Raw genomic sequence first — 18,886 nt, 5'->3', positions numbered from 1 at the left:
CCGTTTGCCCCGGGTTGAAGGGCGGGGGTCAGGGGCGGGTGGGGAGTCCCGCCCGCCGAAGCAAGGGGCGGGGAGGGCTGCTGTGCTGCGGGGCCGGGTCCAGGGCCGCGTCCCCTGGGCCGCCGCCCAGGGGCAGCCCTCGGGGAGACCCAGGCAGGCGGACGGGAAGCCCGCCCGGCCAACCCACGCGGGGCCGTGGCACCTGCCCAGCCGCCACGGCCCAGGCCCGCGCCCAGAGGTAGCCCTCGGGGGGACCCAGGCGGGCGGACGGGAAGCCCGGCCTGGGCGACCCAACCCACCCCCGGCCGGCCCACCCACGCGAGACCCTCTCGCCTGCCCCAGCCGCCACGGCCCAGAGGTGGTCCATAGGGGGTGGGTGGGTGGGGAGTTCCGGGGCCGAGAGGCTGGGTGTGGGCCGGGGCAGGCCCAGGGGCCCGGTGCCGTTAGGCCACGTGGGTGTCCGCTTCTGTGAGCGCCGCGTCCAGGGCAGCGAGGCCTTCCTTCGCCTCCGTCTCCGTGACGGTGCACGGCGGAACCACATGGGTGCGGTTCATGTTGATGAACGGCCACAGGCCGTGCCTCTTCGCGGCGGCGCCGAACGCCGCCATCGGGGCGTTCGCCTCACCCGTGGCGTTGTAGGGGACCAGCGGCTCCCGCGTCTCCCTGTCCTTCACCAGCTCCAGCGCCCAGAACATGCCGAGGCCCCGCACCTCGCCCACGCTCGGATGCCGCTCGGCCAGCTCGGCGAGGCCCGGGCCGATCAGCTCGGCGCCGAGGCGGGCCGCGTTGTCGATGACGCCCTCGTCCTCCATGACGTGGATCGTCGCGACGGCCGCGGCGCAGGCCAGCGGGTGCCCGGAGTACGTGAGGCCGCCCGGGTAGGGCCGCCGCGCGAAGGTCTCGGCGACGGCGCCGGATATGGCGACGCCGCCCAGTGGGACGTAACCGGAGTTGACGCCCTTGGCGAAGGTCAGCAGGTCCGGCACGACGCCCTCGAAGTGGTCCACGGCGAACCACTTGCCGGTCCGCCCGAAGCCCGCCATGACCTCGTCGAGGATGAAGACGATGCCGTACCGGTCGCAGATCTCGCGGACGCCCGCGAGATAGCCGGGCGGCGGCGTCATGATGCCCGCGGTGCCGGGGATCGTCTCCAGGATGATCGCGGCGACCGTCTGCGGGCCTTCAAAGACGATGGTGTCCTCCAGGTGCTGGAGGGCCCGCTCGCACTCCTGCCGCGCGTTCTCCGCGTAGAAGCGCGAGCGGTACAGGAACGGCGCCCAGAAGCGGACGACGCCCGCCGAGCCGCTGTCGGAGGCCCAGCGGCGCGGGTCACCGGTGAGGTTGATGGCCTGCTGGGTGCCGCCGTGGTACGAGCGGTACGCGGAGAGCACCTTCGTACGGCCCGTGTGCAGACGGGCCATGCGGACGGCGTGCTCGACGGCGTCCGCACCACCGTTGGTGAAGAAGATCTTGTCCAGGTCGCCGGGGGTCCGCTCGGCGATGAGGCGTGCGGCCTCGGAGCGGGGCTCGATGGCGAAGGCGGGCGCGAACGTCGTCATCGTCGCCGCCTGCTCCTGGATCGCGGCGACGACCTTCGGGTGCTGGTACCCGATGTTGGTGTAGACGAGGCCGCTGGTGAAGTCGAGGTAGCGGTTCCCGTCGTAGTCCCAGAAGTACGAGCCTTCGGCACCGGCGACGGCCGGCGGGTCGATGAGCTCCTGTGCGGACCAGGAGTGGAAGACATGTGCGCGGTCCGCGGCCTTCACGGCGGCGCCGGCCTGCGGGTTCGGCTGAGGGGTCATGGGGCCGAGGGTAAGTGTCCGCGGAGTGGACACGACATGGGCGTCCTGTCTGACGTCGGTGACGGAACCCGACACTGTGTCGCATGGCCGTCGGGAGCGGCCTCGGTCGGCCCCGGTCGGCCTCGGTCGGCCCCGGTCGGCCCCGATCGGCCTCAGTCCTCGTCCGTGTCCGCCACGACCTTCGCCCGAGGCTGCCCGTCCGCCGTGCACCGGATCTCGTACGGCAGGTCGTCCCGCTCGTCGTCGTCGCCCGGCTCCGCTTCCAGGCGTACGACGGCCGCGGGGCCCCGCTCCACGTCGTCGTCAATGTGGAATCCGTCGGCGGGGCTCCAGGAGACGAGGAAGACGGTGCCGTCGGGGCGGCACTCCACGGTCGCCGCGCCACCGGTGAACCGCACGCTGGACCGCTCGGCGGAGGGCGGAGACGACTTCGCGGTGGACGCCCCGGTCGGCTCCCCACTCGGCTCCTCCGTAGAAGCGGCCCCACCACCGGGCCCCTCCGTAGAAGCGGCCCCGCCACCGGGCCTCTCCGTAGACCCCGCCCCATCACCGGGCCCCTCCGTAGACCCCGCCCCACCACCCGGCGAAGACGAAGCGGAGCCCCCCGCCCCCGCGGTCGGCGACTCCGCCGCCTTGGCCAGAGCCTTCCGTACCGCCGCCTCGTCCAGCGGCCGGCTGTGCGCCGCTTCGCCTCCGCTGTCCGAACCGGCCAGCTGCCAGGCGCCCAGCGCCCCCGCCGCCGTGCCCACGGCCACCCACGCCGCCGTGCCGACGGCGCTCCGCCACTTCCTCATCCCGCCACTGTGCCGCATCGTTTCCTAACGCCCGGTTAAGACCCCGACAACGCCCCCGTCAAAGCTCCCGCCCGCCCCTGACTACGGTGGTTGTATGGCGCATCTTCTCGTCGTCGAGGACGACCCCCAGCTCCGCGGCGCGCTGGTGCGGGCCCTGCGCGACAAGGGCCACGCGGTGGCGACCGCGCCGAGCGGCATGGCGGGCCTGGACGCGGCCGTCACCAGCAGGCCCGACCTGGTCGTCCTCGACCTCGGCCTGCCGGACGTCGACGGGGCGCAGGTCCTGCGAATGCTGCGCGCGGTCAGTGACGTGCCCGTCATCGTGGCGACGGCCCGCGACGACGAGCCGGAGATGGTCACGGTCCTTGAGGCCGGCGCGGACGACTACATCGTCAAGCCGTTCGGCGCGGCGCAGTTGGACGCCCGCGTCAAGGCGGTCCTGCGCCGCCTGGGCGTGACCGAGACCGAGGAACCCCTGCGCGTCGGCGGCCTCTCCATCGACCCGGCGGCCCGCGACGTCACCCTGGACGGCACGGTCATCGACCTGACGCCCCGCGAGTTCGACCTGCTCGCGTTCCTCGCCCGCCGCCCCGGCCAGGTCGTATCGCGCCGCGAACTCCTCGCCGAGGTCTGGCAGCAGCCGCTGGGCGGCGCCGACAAGACGGTGGACGTCCACCTCTCCTGGCTCCGCCGCAAACTGGGCGAGACGGCCCAGCACCCGCGCTACCTCCACACGGTCCGCACAGTGGGCGTGAAGCTCACGCCCCCGGAGGACCCCGCCTGATGCGCCGCAGCCTCCTCCTCCTGACGGCGGCGACCACCGCCCTCGTACTGACCGCCCTGCTCGTCCCCCTCACCCTCCTGACCCGCACCCACGCCGCCGACCGCGCCACGGCCGAGGCCACCGCACGGGCCCAGTGGGTGGCCCACGCCCTGGGCCCCGCCCTGGCCACCGCCGACGAGCGGGAGACCGCCGAGCAGACGGTGGAGAGCGTCAACGGCAAGGGGTTGCCGACCACTTCGCTGATCCTCGCGGACAACACGGTCATCGGTCCGCCCGTCCAGAGGGGGACGGCCACCACCGCCCCGATCCGCCTGGCCCGCACCGGCCGCGCCTTCACCTACGAGCCCGCGTCCGGCGGCCGTCTGGTCCTGGTCCCCGTGCAGGGCGCGAGGAGCGGCACGGCGGTGGTCCAAGTGACGCTGACCGAGAACCAGTTGTACGCGGGTACGCTCGCCTCCTGGCTCGTTCTGGCCGGGATCGGCGTAGGTCTCGTACTCCTCGGTCTCCTCCTGGCCGACCGCCTCGGCGCCCGGCTTGTCGGCGCCACCCGCCGCCTCGCCGGCACCGCGGACCGCCTGGCCGCGGGCGACCTGACCGCCCGCGCGACCCCGGAGGGCCCGCCCGAACTGCGTCTGATCGCGGGCGAGCTGAACCGCCTGGCCGCCCGCATCGACGAACTGCTCACCGCCGAGCGGGAGAACGCCGCCGACCTGGCCCACCGCCTGCGCACCCCGGTGGCCGCCCTGCGCCTGGACGCGGAGACCCTGCGGGACGCGGACGAGGCGGTCCGCATCGCGGCGGACGTCAGCGCGCTGGAGCACAGCGTCGACGAAGTGATCCGCAAGGCGAGGCGCCCCCTGCGCGAGGCGCCGCGCGCGGACCTGGCGGCACTGGCACGCGAACGGGCCGCGTTCTGGACGCCGTTGGCGGAGGACCAGAACCGCGCCGTCAGTACCACGGCCCCCGCTCACACCGTCCTTGTCCCGGTGCCGGAGGACGAACTCGCCGCGGCCCTGGACGCGTTGATCGGGAATGTCCTGGACCACACCCCTCAAGGCACGGCGTTCTCCATCGAGGTCGTCAAGACCTCCGCCCGCGAGGCGGAGCTGACCGTCGCGGACGAGGGCCCCGGCTTTCCCGACACCACGGCACCCGACCGCGGCACGAGCGGCGCGGGCTCGACGGGCCTCGGCCTGGACATCGCCCGCCGCACCGCCGAGGAAGCCGGCGGCCGCTTCGAGACGGCGAGCACGCCCGAGGGCGCCCGCGTCACCCTCACGTTCCCGCCCGCACCCCGCGAGGGAACGCCGTCCGCACCGCCCGCGCCCACCGGTTGATCCCCAGCTCGGGCCGGACCGCCGCGTATCCCCCGCAGTACTTGGTGAACTCGGCGGCCCGCACCCCGAACCGGTGCAGCACCCGGTCGGCGTCGGTCAGATGCCCCTTGGTCTTGGTCTCGACGAGGACGAGCCCGCTGTCGGCGGCGGCCGTCCGCCCCGTCGCCGTGTCCCGCACGACCAGTCCCGCGTCACACGTGATGCGCTGCCCGTCGGCGACGAACGTGGCCCGCTGGTAGTCGGTGACCAGCGAGGCGGTCAGGCCCTCCGGCGCCTCGATCCCGTACGACCCCCTCAGCACACCGGCGAGGAACCCCCGCCGCGTCTCGTCCAGGGCGTGGTCGTCGCCTTCGAGCCGCTGCCGGTGCTTGACGGTCTCGCCCCGCCCGCTCTTCAGCTTGATCTCGAACTGCCGCTCACCGCTGTCCTGGTAGACCCGCTCACGAATGCGGTAGCGCAGCCGCCGCCCCTGCCGGTGGTCGTGGAAGGTGCCCAGCTCAGGGGTGTCGTAGTACGTCGAGTGGTAGCGGAACCAGCGCTTCCCGCCGATGCTGAGCGCCCGGAAGGGCCCGGCGGCCCGCCGGGGATCGGTCAGCAGCGACGCGAGGTCCTCGAAGATCTCGACGGGCACGAGATAACTGTTGTCGTAGCGGGCGAGCAGCTCCGCGCGGGCGTTCACCTCGTCCAGAGCGATGGGGTGCGCGGCGAGCGCGGCACGGCCGATGGCGCGTACGGCGGGGTTCACACGGTCTCCTTCGGGTGGCTGGGGGCGATCGTGCGGGACCGGGTCGTGCGTCGTCGTTGTCCTTCGGGCGTCCGATCGGTGGGCGTGCGTCGGGCCGTCTTCCGTAGGAACTCCCCGGACCGTATCGAAGGTTCCGGCTGCCGGAAGCGGACTTCCAGAACCATGAGGTCGCGTACGTAGTCGATCTCCTGCACCGTCCAGCCGAGCGGCTCCCCGAGGCGCCGCGCCAGCTCCGCGCGCAGGGCGGTCTCCTCGCGGAACACGGCGTCCAGGGTGATGACGGCCCGCCGGTCGTACGCGAAGAGGCGGGGGTGGTCGGCGCCGTACATGACCACGAGCAGCACGCCCGACAGCCCGGCGGCGACCGGCAGGCTGAGCGCCGGAAGGCCGCAGAGCAGGCCGAGCACCAGGGTGATGAAGTAGTACGCGACTTCCTGGTGCTGGAGCGCGTCGGAGCGAAGGCGCACGATCGAGAGCACCCCGAAGAGCCCGAAGCCGAGCGCGAGCCCGCCGTCGCCGCCGACGGTCCCGAGCCCGGCGACGACCGCGAACAGGGCGACGTTCAGGGCGAGATACGCCGGGACCAGCTCGCGCCTGCGGTGCCGCGGATAGAAGACGCCGAAGGTCAGCAGCGCGACGGCGACGAGGTCGAGTCCCAGATGGGCGCTGAGGGTCAGTGTGCTGTCCATGACCAGGACGCTAGGGAGCGGCGGGTTAAGGCCGCCCCTGCCGGACGTTAACGAAGCGGCGCCCGCCCCCGGGACCCATTGACAGCATGCTGTCGCTTTGACAGGATACTCACATAAGCATGACGCACAGTGAGCCGCAGCGATACGACATCCACCTCTCGGAGGCCCTCATGTCCCGCAAGTCCGTGCACCTGGCCGTCTACGACACCTTCGCCGACTGGGAGACCGGCCACACCACGGCGTGGCTCGCCCGCGTCGGCTACGACATCCGCACGGTCGCCGCCTCCGCCGCCCCCGTCACCTCCATCGGCGGTCTGCGCGTCCAGCCCGACCTGTCCCTCTCCGAACTGCGCCCCGAGGACAGCTCGTTGCTGATCCTGCCGGGCGCCGACCTGTGGGACACGAGCGAGGACCTCGCGCCGTTCGCCCGCACGGCCCGCGCGTTCCTCGACGCCGGGGTGCCCGTCGGTGCGATCTGCGGGGCCACGGCGGGGCTCGCCCGCGAGGGGCTGCTCGACGACCGGTCGCACACCAGCGCCGCGCCGATGTATCTGGCGGCCTCCGGCTACAAGGGCGGCGAGCGGTACGTGGAGGCGGACGCGGTCACCGACGGCGACCTGATCACGGCGGGCCCGACCGAGCCGGTCGCGTTCGCACGGGAGATCTTCGGACGGCTCGGCGACGTCTTCGAGGGCGAGAAGCTCGACGCGTGGTACCGCCTCTTCCACGACTCGGACCCGGCGGCGTACGAGACGCTGAACGCGTAGACGGGGAGGCGGGAGATGACGAAACGGGGAGACGGGAGACGGGGAGACGAGGAGACGACTATGACCGAATCGGCGCGCCGCGCCCAGCAGGAGCTGCTCAGCCGCACCGCCCTCGCTGTCTTCCGCCTGAACGGCCAACTGCTGGCGCGCTCAGAGGAGTTGGCCCGTCCGGCCGGTCTGACCGCCGCCTGGTGGCAGGTGCTCGGCGCCGTGCTGCGCGAGCCCCTGCCGGTGGCGGGGATCGCCCGCGCGATGGGGATCACACGGCAGAGCGTGCAGCGCGTGGCGGATCTGCTGGTGGGCAAGGGCCTCGCCGAGTACGTGCCGAACCCTGCGCACCGCCGCGCCAAGCTGCTGCGGCCGACGGACGAGGGCAGGGCGGCCGTGGCGAGGATCGACCCGGGGCACGCGGAGCTGGCCGGGTGGCTGGCGGCGGTGCTCGGCGAGGACGAATTCGTGCAAACGGTACGGGTATTGGAACGCCTGTCCGAGGTGCTCGACGCGGTCTCGGAACCGGATGCGGAACCCGTTACGGAACCGTAGAGGGCGGGGTGGCTGCCGCTGTCGTAGCTCCGCACTATCCTCACCCTGTTGCACACCAATGGGGGAGGTCGGTGCGGCGATGGAGAAGCTCGGGCCCGGAGATCCGCAGCGGATCGGCGCGTATCGGCTGCTGGCGCGGCTCGGCGCGGGCGGCATGGGACAGGTGTATCTCGCGCGGTCCGGCAGGGGCCGCACGGTCGCGGTCAAACTGGTCCGCCAGGAGCTCGCCGAACAGGACGAGTTCAGGAACCGCTTCCGGCAGGAGGTGCAGGCCGCGCGGCAGGTCGGTGGCGCGTGGACGGCGCCGGTCCTGGACGCGGACACCGAGGCGGCGATCCCGTGGGTCGCCACGGGGTACGTGGCCGGGCCCTCGCTGCAGAGCGTCGTCTCGCGCGACCACGGGCCGCTGCCCGAGCGGTCCGTGCACATCCTCGGCGCCGGGCTCGCCAACGCCCTCAAGGACATCCACGCGGCGGGCATCGTCCACCGCGACCTCAAGCCGTCGAACGTGCTCATCACGATCGACGGCCCGCGCGTCATCGACTTCGGCATCGCCCGCGCCCTGGAGACGGTCACCGACGGCGGCCTGACCCGCACCGGCGCGCTCGTCGGCTCGCCCGGCTTCATGGCCCCCGAGCAGGTGCGCGGCGACCGGATCACGCCGGCCTGCGACGTGTTCTGCCTCGGCTCCGTCCTGGCGTACGCGGCGTCGGGCGCGCTGCCCTTCGGTACGGCCAACAGCGGGGTGCACGCCCTGATGTTCCGCATCGCCCAGGAGGAGCCGGACCTGACGGGGCTCCCCGAGAACCTCGCCGAGCTGATAGCCCTGTGCCTGCGCAAGGACCCGGCGTCCCGGCCCACCCTCGACGACGTCCTGGAGCGGACGGGCGCGCAGGACACCCTCAGTGAAGGGGGCCGCACTCTTGACCCCTGGCTGCCGGGGGCGCTGGTCGCGCAGCTGGGGCGGCATGCCGTGCAGTTGCTGGACGCGGAGGATCCGGATGAGTCGGGGGGTGGCTCGGGGGACGGTGTTGCGGGTGCCGCTGGGACTGCGGGGGCTGGGGCCGCTGGAGCAGCGGGCTCGGGCGGCGCGGGCGCGGGCGGCGCGGGCGCGGGCGGCGCCGGTACGGGCGCCGCAGGTACGGGCCACGGAGACGCGGGCGCAGGCGCGGGCCCGGCAGGCGCGGGCCCGGCAGGCTCTGGCGCCGCAGGCGGGGCCGGGGCGAGAGCCGCCGGTCCCTCGGACGCGGGTGGCCCGGGTTCGGGCGGCTCGCCCGCTGGGGCCTCGGGACCGGGCAGCACGGGCGCAGGCGGCTCAGACGCGAGCGGCTCAGACGCGGCCGCCGCACGCAGCACCCCAGCCGGATCACCCGCCCCGGAAGCCGCAAACGCCTCCGCCTCCGGGCCGACAGCCAACGGCAATGGCGCTGGCAACGGCAACGGGGCAACGCCGCCTCCCCCAGGGACACCCGGCGCGCCCGGCGTCGCGCCCCTCGACCACCTGCCCACCATGGTCTCCGGCCAGTCCCCGCCGCCCACGCCCACGCCACCGCCGGGCGCCCCGTCGTACGGCTATCCCCAGCATCCCCAGCACCACCCACAACAGCACCCACAACAGCACCCCCAGCACGCCGCCTACGGCTACCCTCAGCAGCTCCCGCCCGGCTACGGCCCGACTCCGCCCTACGGCCCCGGCCTGTACGCCCCCCTGCCCACGTCACCGCCCGAACCGCCGCGCCGCAGCGCCCGTTCGACCGCGGCGCTGATCGTCGTCGCGTTGATAGTGGCCATCGGAGCGGGCGGCACCGTCTACGCCGTCATGAAGGGCGACGGCGACGACAAGAAGCAGGGCGGCGACACCAAGAACCCCACGAGCAGCAGCCCGCGGACCCCCGGCCCCAGCTCGCAGGACCCGGACCCGACCACCCCGGGGACCACACCGCCCGCCAAGGACGAGGGCACCGTGCCGGACAAGTACCTGGGCAAGTGGACCGGCGGCCTCGACAACAAGTTCGGCCACCACACGCGCAACCTCACCATCCAGCAGGGCGAGACCGGCGATACGGCCCTGTCACTGATCGCCGAGGGCCCGATGGAGGACGGCGGCACCTACCGCTGCGTCTTCGAGGGCAAGCTGGAGTCCGCGTCGGACGACCGTCTGCACATCGGCGCGACCGACATCACGGTCGGCGAACCCATGTCGGCCTGCACCCCCGGCAAGGCGAGCGTCGTGACGATCCTCGGCAACGGCAAGCTGCGCCGCGCGAACACGGACGGCACGGGGGAGTTGACGTACGACAGGGCGGGCTGAGCCAGCGCCGAGCGCACGCTGAACCGTACTGCGCCCGCACCGCGCCCACGGTCGAACTGAACCGTCGGCGAACAACAGCCGACGGAACGGCGATGGCGGCCCGCGCCCGACGCGGCCCGCCTACCGTCACCGCCCATGGAGTGGTTGAGCACCGAGAACACCATCGCCGTGCTCACGGCCGCCCTCGGCCTGCTCGCGACCGTCGGCGCGCTCTGGTACGAACGCCGGGTGCCACGCCGGAAACGGATCGGCTACCGCGTCCAGATGGACACGGCCATAGGGGACAACGTCCGTACGGGCGGCGCCAACGCGCGCCTCGGACTGTTCGACGAGACGCCCGAGATGTCCGACGCCACGCTCGTCCTGCTCCGCGTCGAGAACGACGGTTCGCAGGCCGTGTCCGACGCCGACTACACGGGGCGCGCCCTGCACGGGCTGACCGCCGTCTTCACCGGCCGCACCATCCGCGGCCTCGCGGTGACCGCGCCGACCGGCGCCGACCACCTCATGGAGCACTTCACGCCGGGCGCCGGCCTGCGCTACGAGGGCAGCACGCTGCACATCCCGCGCACCCCGCTGAACAGGGGCCAGCACTACAAACTCCTCGTGCTGCTGACCGGCGGGCCCGTCGGCGGCGAGGTCACCATGTCCGGCGGCATCCAGGCGGGCGAGGTGCAGCCCAACCGCTCCACGACACCCGACGACAAGCCGCCCCTGTTCTCCCGGCCCGCACAGCTCCTGACCGTCCTGCTCACGCTCTCCGTCATCACGCTGGCCTCGATCATCGTGCTGCGCGACGCGGACCCGCCGCCCATCGAGTGCGCGACGGGCGAGCTGACGGTGCTCGGTTCGACGGCGTTCGCGCCGGTCGCGGAGGAGCTGGCGGACAAGTACGAGAAGGACTGCCCGGGCTCCGACATCACGGTCAGCGCGCACGGCAGCGCGGCGGGCGTACGGGAACTGCACGACGAGGGACGCCGGTTCGCGGGCCGCGACGCCGCCGACGGCGCACGGAAGAAGACGGGCTCCCCTCCCCTGCTCACCTTCTCCGACGGCCCCAAGTCCGACGGTTTCCCCCGCCTGTCGGAGACCCGCGTGGCGGTCTCCGTCTTCGCGCTGGTCCTCAACGACCGCGTGCCGCTGCGCAATCTGACCCGCCCCGAAGCGCGCCGCCTCTACCGTGGCGACGTACGCAACTGGAAGGAGCTGGGCGGCCCCGACCTGCCTGTGGTCCTGGTCAGCCGAGGATCCAGCTCCGGAACGCGCGACACGCTCCAACGCCGCGTCCTGGGCGGTGCCTTCGAGATCAAGGCATCATCGAACGACTGCCTGAGCAAGGACGACCCGTCCGTGCCCGTCACGCGCTGCGAGCTGGACTCCACCGAGCAGGTCCTGGACGCGGTCGGCCGCATCCCCGGCGCCATCGGCTACAGCGAACTGCGCGCCGCGGCCGGCCTCAAGGGCCTGCACCGCCTCAACCTGGACGGCCACGAGCCGTCGGCCGAAGAGCTGGAGAAGAGCGGCTACCCCTACCGCGAGATCGAGTACGCCTACACCTACGGCCGGCCGCCCGCCGACTCCCTGGCCTCCAGCTTCCTCGCCTACGCCCGCGGCACCGGCCTCGACGTCATCCGCACCCACGGCCACCTGCCGTGCGCGACCCCGGAGGGGCTGCGCGTCTGCGGGGACGACGTCTCGGGGTGAGACTGGCGGAAGGTGAGACAGGCGTGGGCCCGAGGTCGTCCGCGGGCTCCGCCCGGTCAGGTGAGCAGCGGCAAGGCACCGCCCCGCAGCGCCGCCCTGACCGTGGCCCCACCGCGCAACGCGGCGGCGACGAACCCCGGCTGCCCCGGATCCCGCCTCTCCTCGCCCGCGCAGGGCGTCCGGGGCGGAGGCGGCGGGGGCGGCGGAGCCGGCAGCTTCCGGCGCAGGCGGTTATTGAGCAGCGCCGCCGCCGAGTACACGCGCGGCGGCAGCCCCTGCGTCAGCGCGGCCCGCACCGCCGCGTCGCTCGCGCCCACCGCCCACCACTCCTCGACGAGCGGCGCGAGGCGGGCGGCCTCGGCGGCACCGATCGCGAGCCGGGGTTCGCACCGCGCTAGGGACCCGAGCAACCGGGCGGCGCGCCCCGGCGGCTCGGCGCTTGGCGGTTCGGCACTCGGCACCTCACCGCCGCTCGGCGGCTCCGGGGAGGGAGGTTTTTCTTCCCTGGTCTTTTCTCCCGAAGGGAGAGCGCCCGCCGCCCCGGAGACCGACTCGCCGGGAGCCAGGTTCTGAACTTTTTCCCGATCACCCTCTGGGGGCACTTCGTCGTACGGGGCATCGAACACCTCGTAGTAAGTGCCGAGTTGTTGCCCGGTCTCGCGATCCTTGTGGACCACGCGGCGCAGATACCGGGATTCCTCCAGCTCACGCAGGGCGGCGGCGACCCGCATCCGCCCTTCCTTGCGCTGTTCCGCCAGCGAGCGGACCGTGGCACGGGCGCCGTTCGGGAGGCTGAGGAGGTACATCAGTACGCCTGCCGCGCACCAGGAGATGGACCTGTCGCGGAGAAAAGAGTTGGCGAAGCTGGAGAACGCGCGGGTGGGCGTCGTACGATGGATGCGCATTTGGAGGTGTTCGCTCCGGGTGTCGAGCCCCCAGGTGTTCCCGCACCGTGGGGGCGTTTCATGTGCGGCCGTCGCGGCCGCGCTGTCGCCGTGACTCTATGGGCACACAGAGCGACGTACGCAAGTCAGAACTCCCTTTTCGAAGGCGCGAGTTCAGTTCTTCACCCTTGAGAGCTAAGCGGGGCCCGCCCATCAACTCCGCGTCACCCCACCTCATCCGCGCGGCGGAGACGGATCGTTCGGGACGTTGATCCACCGCAGGGCGCGGGACGCGAAAGTGGAGGCATGACCACGAGCTACGCGACACCTCGGACCACGGCCACCAAGACCTCGCACGGGAGCGGGACCGCGCGGCCCGTCCCCCGCTGGGCCGAGCGGATCGCGCACGCCATTCCGCTGGTCGTCCTGCCCGTCGGCATCTGGCGCCTGCCCATCGCCTTCGGCCACGGCATGGGCGGGGACCCACTGCCCCCGGCCTGGTACAACATGCCGTACGTCATCGGCCTGACGCTCACCAGCGAGCTCTTCGCGCTCCTTGGCTTCGGGCTCGTCCGGCACTGGGGCGAGGTCTTCCCGCGGTGGATTCCGAAGCTCGGCGGACGTCGCGTGCCGCCCGCCGCCGCGATCGTTCCCGCCGTCCTCGGCGGGCTCTTCCTCACCGCCCTCACCGTCCACTGGCTGACCGGCGCCTTCACCGAGGGCCCGGCCGGCTGGCCCTACGCCGAGGGCTGGAACATCCTGGCGATGACCGTGAGCGGCCTGCTGACCCTGTGGGGCCCGCTGCTTCTGGTGCTCACCTACGCGTACTACCGGCGGCGTCGCGCCTGAGGGCGGCCGTAGCGCCTCAGATCGGCAAAAGCCAGCCGGGACCATCGGGTGCGCCGAGCCAGACACGCTGTCCCTCAGGCGTGATCGTGAGGCCGAACGCAGACAGGTGCGGGGAGCCGGCTGCCTGCCACGCCTCGACTGCCTTCTCGATCGCGTCCCACAGCTTGAGCGGGCCGCGCTGCGCGACGCTCCAACCGCCCCGCTCGGCAGGCCGGGTGCGCGCCTGTGAGCCGGTCGCCACATCGAGCAGGACCTGTTCGGCACCGGCCCCGAGCCGTTCGGCGGAGGGAGCGGCGAGCTGGGCGACGAACCGCCCCGACCAGTCGTCGAGCAGGGCCGGGTCGATGCGGCTCGGCCGCTGCTCGCCGGGCATGAAATCGATCGTGCCTCGCGGCGGGTGGTCGTGGGAGCGGGCGATCATGAATGAAGTGTGGCCGGGGAGAAAGTGACCAGTGGCTTCACCCTCTTCATCGACCGTGAGTCGCACGAGCCCGTGCCCGAAGGACCAGCCGGCAAGGGTCACCAGGATCGTTCCGCCCGGTTTGATCTGGCGGAGCCACGTGTACGGGACGTACCGCACGGAGCACGCGGCGATCAGACGGTCGTACGACGCGCCATCGGGTGCGCCTAGCAGTCCGTCGCCCGTGATGAGAGCAGGAACGTGACCGGCCTCGGCGAGTGATTTGCGGGCCCGCTCAGCGGCGTATTGGTCGACTTCGACCGAGGTCACGTTGTGGTCGCCGAGGACGTTGCAGAGCAGCGCCGTTGAGTAGCCGGTGCCGGTCCCGATTTCCAGGACGCGGTCGCCGGGCCTGATCCCGGTGTGCTCGATCATCTGCACGACGAGGCCGGGGAGTGTTGAGGACGATGTCGGGCTGCCTCGCAGGGGGCCGGGGGCGTCTTCGGCGAGTACGCCGTCGACCTGTGTCACCCATGTCGTGTTCTCGTATGCGAGGCCGAACCATTCCTCGCGGGGCATGCTGTCACGGCGCACGGGCACCCACGCCGGGGAGTCGGGCAGTCCGTCCTGCCGATAGACCGCCGCCCCGAGGAAAAGTTCGCGGGGTTCGGACTCGACGGCTGCTCGCCACGGCCCGGTATACAGCCAGTTGCTTTCGGCGAGAGTGTCCGCGAGACGCTGGCGCAGAAGCCCGGCGGTGTCGGTCATGAGGCGCCTTTCTGCAAGGTGTCGGCGAGGGCTTCGGTGATGGCCAGGCGGGTGGGCTTGTCGACGAAGGCCCACTGCCCGTTGGGGTTGCATTCGAGGAACCACCATTGCCCGTCGCTGTCGAGGGCGAAGTCGAAGGCACCGAAGACGAGCCCGAACATGTCGAGGTATCTGCGTACCGCGGACCGTACGACGGCGGGCACGGGCACAGGCGTATACGTGAGTCGTTCGTAGTCTTCGCGCCAGTCGAGGTGACCGCCGTCGATGTCGATACGGGTCGCGAACAGTTCGGCGCCGACGGCGGCGAGGCGAACATCGGCCACCTTGGGGACCTGCGCTTGGAAGAGGTGCGGGCACACGGTGATGCGCTCGTCGATGTCGGCGGGGTCGACGGCGCGCACCCACACGGTTCGGTTCTTGCCGTCGTCCCCGGGGAGGTGCACCCGTCGCAGAGGTTTGTAGACCGCCGGTCCTTGGCCGGTGATGAACCTCCGCGCGTCGTCCGGGTCGGTGGTGATCAGGCTCTCGGGTACGGGCAGCCCGAGACGCGCTGCCGTGGTGAGCTGCGCTGTTTTGTACTCGGCATCACGATTGCGCCATGGATGGTTGACATACCGGGCACCGTGAAGTGCGGCGAGGACGCCGACGAATCCGGCGCGCGCCTGTGAGTTGGCGAACTGCGCTTCGGGACTCTCGCCGACGCCGGTGCCGCCGTAGGGCGTGGGGCGCCGCCAGTAGACAGAGCGGACGGTGGCGAGGCCAAGGGTCCGTGTTGCGGTACGGACGTTCCCGGACAACCCAGCGGTGGTGAGGTGCGCACTTATTGCGGGCGTCGGCGTCGAAGTCGGTGCCGGGGTCGAGCCGTACGACCGGGACGCCCCGGGCGTGCAGCTCGCCGAGCACCACATCCGCAGTGGCATCCCCGAGGGACGTCACGACGAGAACCGGTGGCTCGGTCATGTCAGTCCGATTCATCGTCCGGGACGGAATCGGAATCCGCAGGCGGTGGCGGGGACCCGCCGCCACCGTCGGCGCTGGTCGATGTCGACTGCGACGTCGCCTTGCTCGTTCCGTGTCCGCCCATCTCGACGGGGTGCCCGCTCGCGTCGAAGTAGCAGGTCGTCTGGCTGTCGGAGTCGAGCTCGGTGCGGGCGTACGGTACTTCGAGGGCGTTCCGATAGGGGGCAAGACGTGTCATGCCCCAGGGTGCCTGCGTATGGCTCACGTTGGTCGCTCCTTTGTTGTGTGGAGACGAAGTTGCGGACGGTCCGACGGGCGCACGCGTCACCGCGGGGTCGCCCTCGGGAAGGAGACCGATGGAACGTTGAACTCTGCCCATACGGTTTTCCCGCGTCCGTCCTGCGCAGTGGTACCCCAGTCGTCCGCGAGCGCTGCCACGAGGAGGAGCCCCCGTCCGTTGGTGTCGTCCGCGGTGGCATGCCGGGCTTCGGGGACGCCCGGCCCGTGGTCGCAGACCTCAAGGCGTAAGCGTGCGTTGTCGTAGGCGAGTCGTACGAGGAATTCGTAACCGGCCGGAGTGTCGCCATGCTCGACCGCGTTCGTGGCGAGCTCGGAGACGCAGACACGGAGATCATCGTGTCGATCACCGAGCTTCCAGTCGCACAGAGCGTCGAGGACGAACCTTCGTGCCTGCGCTACCGATGCCGGACCGGTCGAGAATGCTCTAGCTCGAGGTGGCTGCACGACGGCCGCCTTGGCCACGCATTTCGGGGCGTTCGCGTCCATGCTTCGATCTCACCGCAGACCGGGGCCGACTCGGAATCTGACAACCTATGACACGGAGCTGATCAATGCCCCCAGTTGTGACGATCACCGGGACGCGGTCGACCGGCCATCGTGAACCGGACTGGTTCGCTGACCTCTTCGTCTCGTATGTGGGCCCGTTCGCGGACGACGAGGCGCACTTCTTCATCGGTGGTGCAGTCGGGATCGACAGTCTGTCGCTGCTGTGGATCGCCGGGAACTCGAAGTCAAAGATCACGGTCGTCGTCCCGGGGACGGTCGAGCAGCAGCCGCCGGACGCCCTTCGGGCGATCAGCCGGTGCAGGAACCGGATCGCCGGCATCGTCGAACTTGGCGCCTGCGAGCTGCGGGCCTCCGCTTACCACACGCGGAACCGGTGGATGGTGGACCGCTCGCAGATGGTGATCGGGTTTCCTCTGGAGGGGCCGGAAGGGGCGTCTGGCACTTGGCATGCTGTCAACTACGCTGGTGATTTGGGTAAGCCACGTCTGATCGTGCCCGTGTGAGCTGCCCCAACGGGCATCATCAGCGCATGAGTGCGCATGACCGGCGCGTCGGCGCCGCCGGCCTCAAACGCTTGCGGGTCTCCCGTGGTTGGTCCCTCGCGGGTGCCGCGCGTGCTGTGCTCGACATGGCCGGCCGACTCGGGCAGCCTTTCGACTCCAGCGTCGAGAGCGTGCAGCGTTCGGTCGCGCGGTGGGAGAGCGGTAAGTCACCGATCCTGCCCGGCGAGCGGTATCAACTGCTGCTTGCGCACCTGTACGCCCGTGGCACTGACGGGCAGACCTCCCTCGGTGCGGGGAGCGACTTCGCCGAGCTGCTCGACGCTCTCAGGCACCTGGGCGAGAGCGAACGGCAGATCGGCGAGCTGCGAACGCTGGTCGTGCGCGCCACGACCGGTACCGGTGGCGGACTGCTCGCGCTGCTCGGACCGCCGACGCGGCTCGCGCTCGCGTCCGCACTCGCCGAACCCGCGCGCCTCGACGAGGAGCTGCTCGCCACAGTGCGTGCGGCTGTCAGTGACGTGAACGGGCAAGTGGGCAGTGTTCCGTTCGTCCGACTGCAACTCTTGCTCGCCCCGATCGTCGAGTCGTGCCGTCGTCTCCTCGACGCGGCTGTGCCGGACGTCCTTGTCCCCGATCTGCGGGCAGTCGCCGCGCAGGCGTATACTCTTTCGGGCCGTTTTGCCTTCGAGACCCGCGACGACGAAGCGTCCCGGGCCCTGTACCTCGCGGCCACTGACGCCGCGGGCGGAAGCGGCGTGCCCTGGCGTCGCGCCATGGTCCACATGAGCCATGCGCTTGTCACTCTCTACGCGACGCCCGGTCTCGATGCCGCGAAGGCCCTCGTCGACGCCGCGGTGCGCGATGCCCGTGCCGGCGAGAGCGTGACTGTCAGGGCGAGGGCGCACGCCTTGCAGGCGGAGGTCGCGGCCCGCGCGGGGGCCGCGAAGCACGCGCGGGCAGCACTCGCGCTGGCCTGGTACGACCTGGACAGCGACCGTGAGGGGGACCCCGCGATGAACTCGTTCTCACCCGCTCATCTGCGCGGTTTCGAGGGCGTCACTTCGCTCCATGTCGGCGATCCCTCACACGCACACGACTACTTCGCCCGGTCCGCGCGGGCGCTCGGATCACCACGCGAGCGGGTGCAGCGCGCGATCGTGACAACGGACCAGGCCCTTGCCCGTATCCGCCTCGACGACCCGCGGTCGGCGGTCGAGCTGTTGCACGACTGCGTCGACGCGGCGGCCGGGACCGGCGGGCGCGTCGCGTCGATCCGGCTGTGCCGGGCCCGCCGCGATCTGCGCCCGTGGCGCCGCGAGGGCTTCGTCGCTGACCTCGGCGATCACCTGGTCGAGACGCTCGGCGCGTAAGACCCCTCCTCCAGCCGCACGCAGCGCCCCGCCCGGGCTGGTGGTCAGGAACGGTAGCGGGGAAACTTGTCGGTCTCGACCGTCCACCGCCCCACCTCGACGGTGTCGCCGAACTTGTAGCGGCGCGGGGTGTCCCCGTAACGCGGCTCCCCGGCGGATGTGTCCGGGCCGGAGTGCACGGTGATCGTGCCGTCCCGGGGGTCGATGATCACGTAGGTCGGGACGCCCATGCGCGGGTAGTCGCGGAGCTTGGTGACGTGATCGTTGCTCGGGTTCGACGGTGACACCACCTCGAGGGCGACGGAGACGTCGGGGGCGAACGCGGCGAACTCATCGTCGGTGCCGCGCTCGTAGGCGTTCTGGTCCATGACGAGCAGATCGGCGGTCCGGCACAGGCCGAGGTCGGGGTGGTCGATACGGCATTCGACCAAAGTGAACGCCGACTCGTCCTGGTTCTCGATCTGCCGTACAAGCACACTGACGATACGCGCGTGCTTCAGGGACGGAGACATCATGTGGACCCTGATCTCCTCGTTCGCGATGTCTGCCCGCACCCGATCCCCGCGGTTCTCCGCCTCGGCCTCGAATGCCTCGGCGAGCCCTCTGAGCCGCTGATACGTGACCGTCGGCCTGCTCGGCTCCACCGGCTGCGCGCTCATCGGCCTACTCCTCGCTCGGGCATGACGGAGATGCCCTCCCACGGTAACGCCGCTCGCTGTCATGCCCCCAGTGTCGGCGGGCATGCGAAAGGGGTGGGCCGCGCTGAAGCGCGGTTACCGCGTCCCGCTCTACGAGACCGCGCTGCACGGCTCCCTCGTCAACACCGAACGCTGGGAACTCTCGTACGAGAAGCTGCCCGCGCAGAAGAC

The 18,886-nt window shown here is 71.6% G+C and carries 19 protein-coding genes and 1 pseudogene; 10 read left to right on the top strand and 10 right to left on the bottom strand.

The features are described 5' to 3' along the window. Positions 1 to 443: 443 nt before the first annotated feature. Both ACWDVB_RS33170 and ACWDVB_RS33165 read right to left on the bottom strand, forming a co-directional pair. Entirely contained in the window at positions 444 to 1,802 is a 1,359-nt protein-coding gene (locus ACWDVB_RS33170) for an aminotransferase class III-fold pyridoxal phosphate-dependent enzyme (RefSeq protein WP_451519701.1), read from the bottom strand. Positions 1,803 to 1,954: 152 nt separating this feature from the next. After that, entirely contained in the window at positions 1,955 to 2,596 is a 642-nt protein-coding gene (locus tag ACWDVB_RS33165; RefSeq protein ID WP_451519700.1) for a hypothetical protein, read from the bottom strand. Positions 2,597 to 2,690: 94 nt separating this feature from the next. Between ACWDVB_RS33165 and ACWDVB_RS33160 the strand changes: the two genes are divergently transcribed. After that, positions 2,691 to 3,380 carry a response regulator transcription factor gene (locus tag ACWDVB_RS33160; RefSeq protein ID WP_451519699.1) on the top strand — a complete coding sequence of 230 codons (690 nt, stop codon included), beginning with the start codon at positions 2,691 to 2,693 and terminating at the stop codon, positions 3,378 to 3,380. Then, positions 3,380 to 4,717: a sensor histidine kinase gene (locus ACWDVB_RS33155; protein ID WP_451519698.1), complete on the top strand. Its 1,338-nt coding sequence runs from the start codon at positions 3,380 to 3,382 to the stop codon at positions 4,715 to 4,717. Before ACWDVB_RS33160 ends, ACWDVB_RS33155 begins: the two co-directional genes overlap by 1 nt. Here ACWDVB_RS33155 and ACWDVB_RS33150 read toward each other — a convergent pair. After that, positions 4,656 to 5,462, bottom strand: a complete 807-nt coding sequence (locus tag ACWDVB_RS33150; protein WP_451519697.1) for a VTC domain-containing protein — start codon at positions 5,460 to 5,462, stop codon at positions 4,656 to 4,658. The genes ACWDVB_RS33155 and ACWDVB_RS33150 overlap by 62 nt on opposite strands. Beyond that, on the bottom strand, positions 5,459 to 6,151 hold the full coding sequence (locus ACWDVB_RS33145; protein ID WP_451519696.1) for a DUF4956 domain-containing protein: 693 nt from the start codon (positions 6,149 to 6,151) through the stop codon (positions 5,459 to 5,461). The genes ACWDVB_RS33150 and ACWDVB_RS33145 overlap by 4 nt, the downstream gene beginning before the upstream one ends. A 170-nt stretch (positions 6,152 to 6,321) precedes the next feature. Here ACWDVB_RS33145 and ACWDVB_RS33140 point away from each other — a divergent pair, with 170 nt between their 5' ends. The 4 genes from ACWDVB_RS33140 to ACWDVB_RS33125 all read left to right on the top strand — a co-directional run bounded on the left by ACWDVB_RS33140 (position 6,322) and on the right by ACWDVB_RS33125 (position 11,476). After that, positions 6,322 to 6,918, top strand: coding sequence for a type 1 glutamine amidotransferase family protein (locus ACWDVB_RS33140; RefSeq protein ID WP_451519702.1), 597 nt, complete (start codon positions 6,322 to 6,324; stop codon positions 6,916 to 6,918). 60 nt (positions 6,919 to 6,978) lie between these two features. Next, positions 6,979 to 7,461, top strand: coding sequence for a MarR family winged helix-turn-helix transcriptional regulator (locus tag ACWDVB_RS33135; protein WP_451519695.1), 483 nt, complete (start codon positions 6,979 to 6,981; stop codon positions 7,459 to 7,461). A 79-nt stretch (positions 7,462 to 7,540) separates the two neighbouring features. Further along, positions 7,541 to 9,772, top strand: coding sequence for a serine/threonine-protein kinase (locus ACWDVB_RS33130; RefSeq protein WP_451519694.1), 2,232 nt, complete (start codon positions 7,541 to 7,543; stop codon positions 9,770 to 9,772). Positions 9,773 to 9,907: 135 nt separating this feature from the next. Further along, complete coding sequence (locus tag ACWDVB_RS33125; RefSeq protein ID WP_451519693.1) at positions 9,908 to 11,476, top strand: substrate-binding domain-containing protein; 1,569 nt, start codon at positions 9,908 to 9,910, stop codon at positions 11,474 to 11,476. Positions 11,477 to 11,532: 56 nt separating this feature from the next. On the opposite strand, the gene ACWDVB_RS33120 is transcribed toward ACWDVB_RS33125, so the two are convergent. Then, positions 11,533 to 12,381: a hypothetical protein gene (locus ACWDVB_RS33120; RefSeq protein WP_451519692.1), complete on the bottom strand. Its 849-nt coding sequence runs from the start codon at positions 12,379 to 12,381 to the stop codon at positions 11,533 to 11,535. Between the two features lie 285 nt (positions 12,382 to 12,666). Here ACWDVB_RS33120 and ACWDVB_RS33115 point away from each other — a divergent pair, with 285 nt between their 5' ends. Further along, positions 12,667 to 13,209, top strand: a complete 543-nt coding sequence (locus ACWDVB_RS33115; RefSeq protein WP_451519691.1) for a hypothetical protein — start codon at positions 12,667 to 12,669, stop codon at positions 13,207 to 13,209. Positions 13,210 to 13,225: 16 nt separating this feature from the next. On the opposite strand, the gene tgmC is transcribed toward ACWDVB_RS33115, so the two are convergent. From tgmC to ACWDVB_RS33095, 4 genes are all read right to left on the bottom strand, one after another. Beyond that, positions 13,226 to 14,377, bottom strand: coding sequence for an ATP-grasp peptide maturase system methyltransferase (gene tgmC / locus ACWDVB_RS33110; RefSeq protein ID WP_451519690.1), 1,152 nt, complete (start codon positions 14,375 to 14,377; stop codon positions 13,226 to 13,228). Then, positions 14,374 to 15,174 (bottom strand): ATP-grasp ribosomal peptide maturase, encoded by an 801-nt coding sequence (locus ACWDVB_RS33105; RefSeq protein WP_451519689.1) that lies wholly within the window; start codon positions 15,172 to 15,174, stop codon positions 14,374 to 14,376. The genes tgmC and ACWDVB_RS33105 overlap by 4 nt, the downstream gene beginning before the upstream one ends. A gap of 164 nt (positions 15,175 to 15,338) precedes the next feature. Continuing rightward, positions 15,339 to 15,602 carry a putative ATP-grasp-modified RiPP gene (tgmA, locus tag ACWDVB_RS33100; RefSeq protein WP_451519688.1) on the bottom strand — a complete coding sequence of 88 codons (264 nt, stop codon included), beginning with the start codon at positions 15,600 to 15,602 and terminating at the stop codon, positions 15,339 to 15,341. Between the two features lie 59 nt (positions 15,603 to 15,661). Beyond that, complete coding sequence (locus ACWDVB_RS33095) at positions 15,662 to 16,123, bottom strand: ATP-binding protein (protein ID WP_451519687.1); 462 nt, start codon at positions 16,121 to 16,123, stop codon at positions 15,662 to 15,664. A gap of 77 nt (positions 16,124 to 16,200) precedes the next feature. Here ACWDVB_RS33095 and ACWDVB_RS33090 point away from each other — a divergent pair, with 77 nt between their 5' ends. Next, the gene (locus ACWDVB_RS33090; RefSeq protein WP_451519686.1) at positions 16,201 to 16,647 is read left to right on the top strand and encodes a hypothetical protein; all 447 of its coding nucleotides are present in this window, start codon (positions 16,201 to 16,203) and stop codon (positions 16,645 to 16,647) included. After that, complete coding sequence (locus ACWDVB_RS33085; RefSeq protein ID WP_451519685.1) at positions 16,644 to 18,017, top strand: hypothetical protein; 1,374 nt, start codon at positions 16,644 to 16,646, stop codon at positions 18,015 to 18,017. The genes ACWDVB_RS33090 and ACWDVB_RS33085 overlap by 4 nt, the downstream gene beginning before the upstream one ends. A gap of 44 nt (positions 18,018 to 18,061) precedes the next feature. On the opposite strand, the gene ACWDVB_RS33080 is transcribed toward ACWDVB_RS33085, so the two are convergent. Beyond that, on the bottom strand, positions 18,062 to 18,676 hold the full coding sequence (locus ACWDVB_RS33080) for a Uma2 family endonuclease (RefSeq protein WP_451519684.1): 615 nt from the start codon (positions 18,674 to 18,676) through the stop codon (positions 18,062 to 18,064). A gap of 115 nt (positions 18,677 to 18,791) precedes the next feature. Between ACWDVB_RS33080 and ACWDVB_RS33075 the strand changes: the two are divergent. Further along, positions 18,792 to 18,886: pseudogene (locus tag ACWDVB_RS33075) on the top strand (glycoside hydrolase); the annotation flags it as partial.

The organism is Streptomyces sp. NPDC003379 (assembly GCF_053589195.1).
Note: the sequence above shows the minus strand (reverse complement) of the source record. Positions and strands in the feature narration are given on the sequence as shown.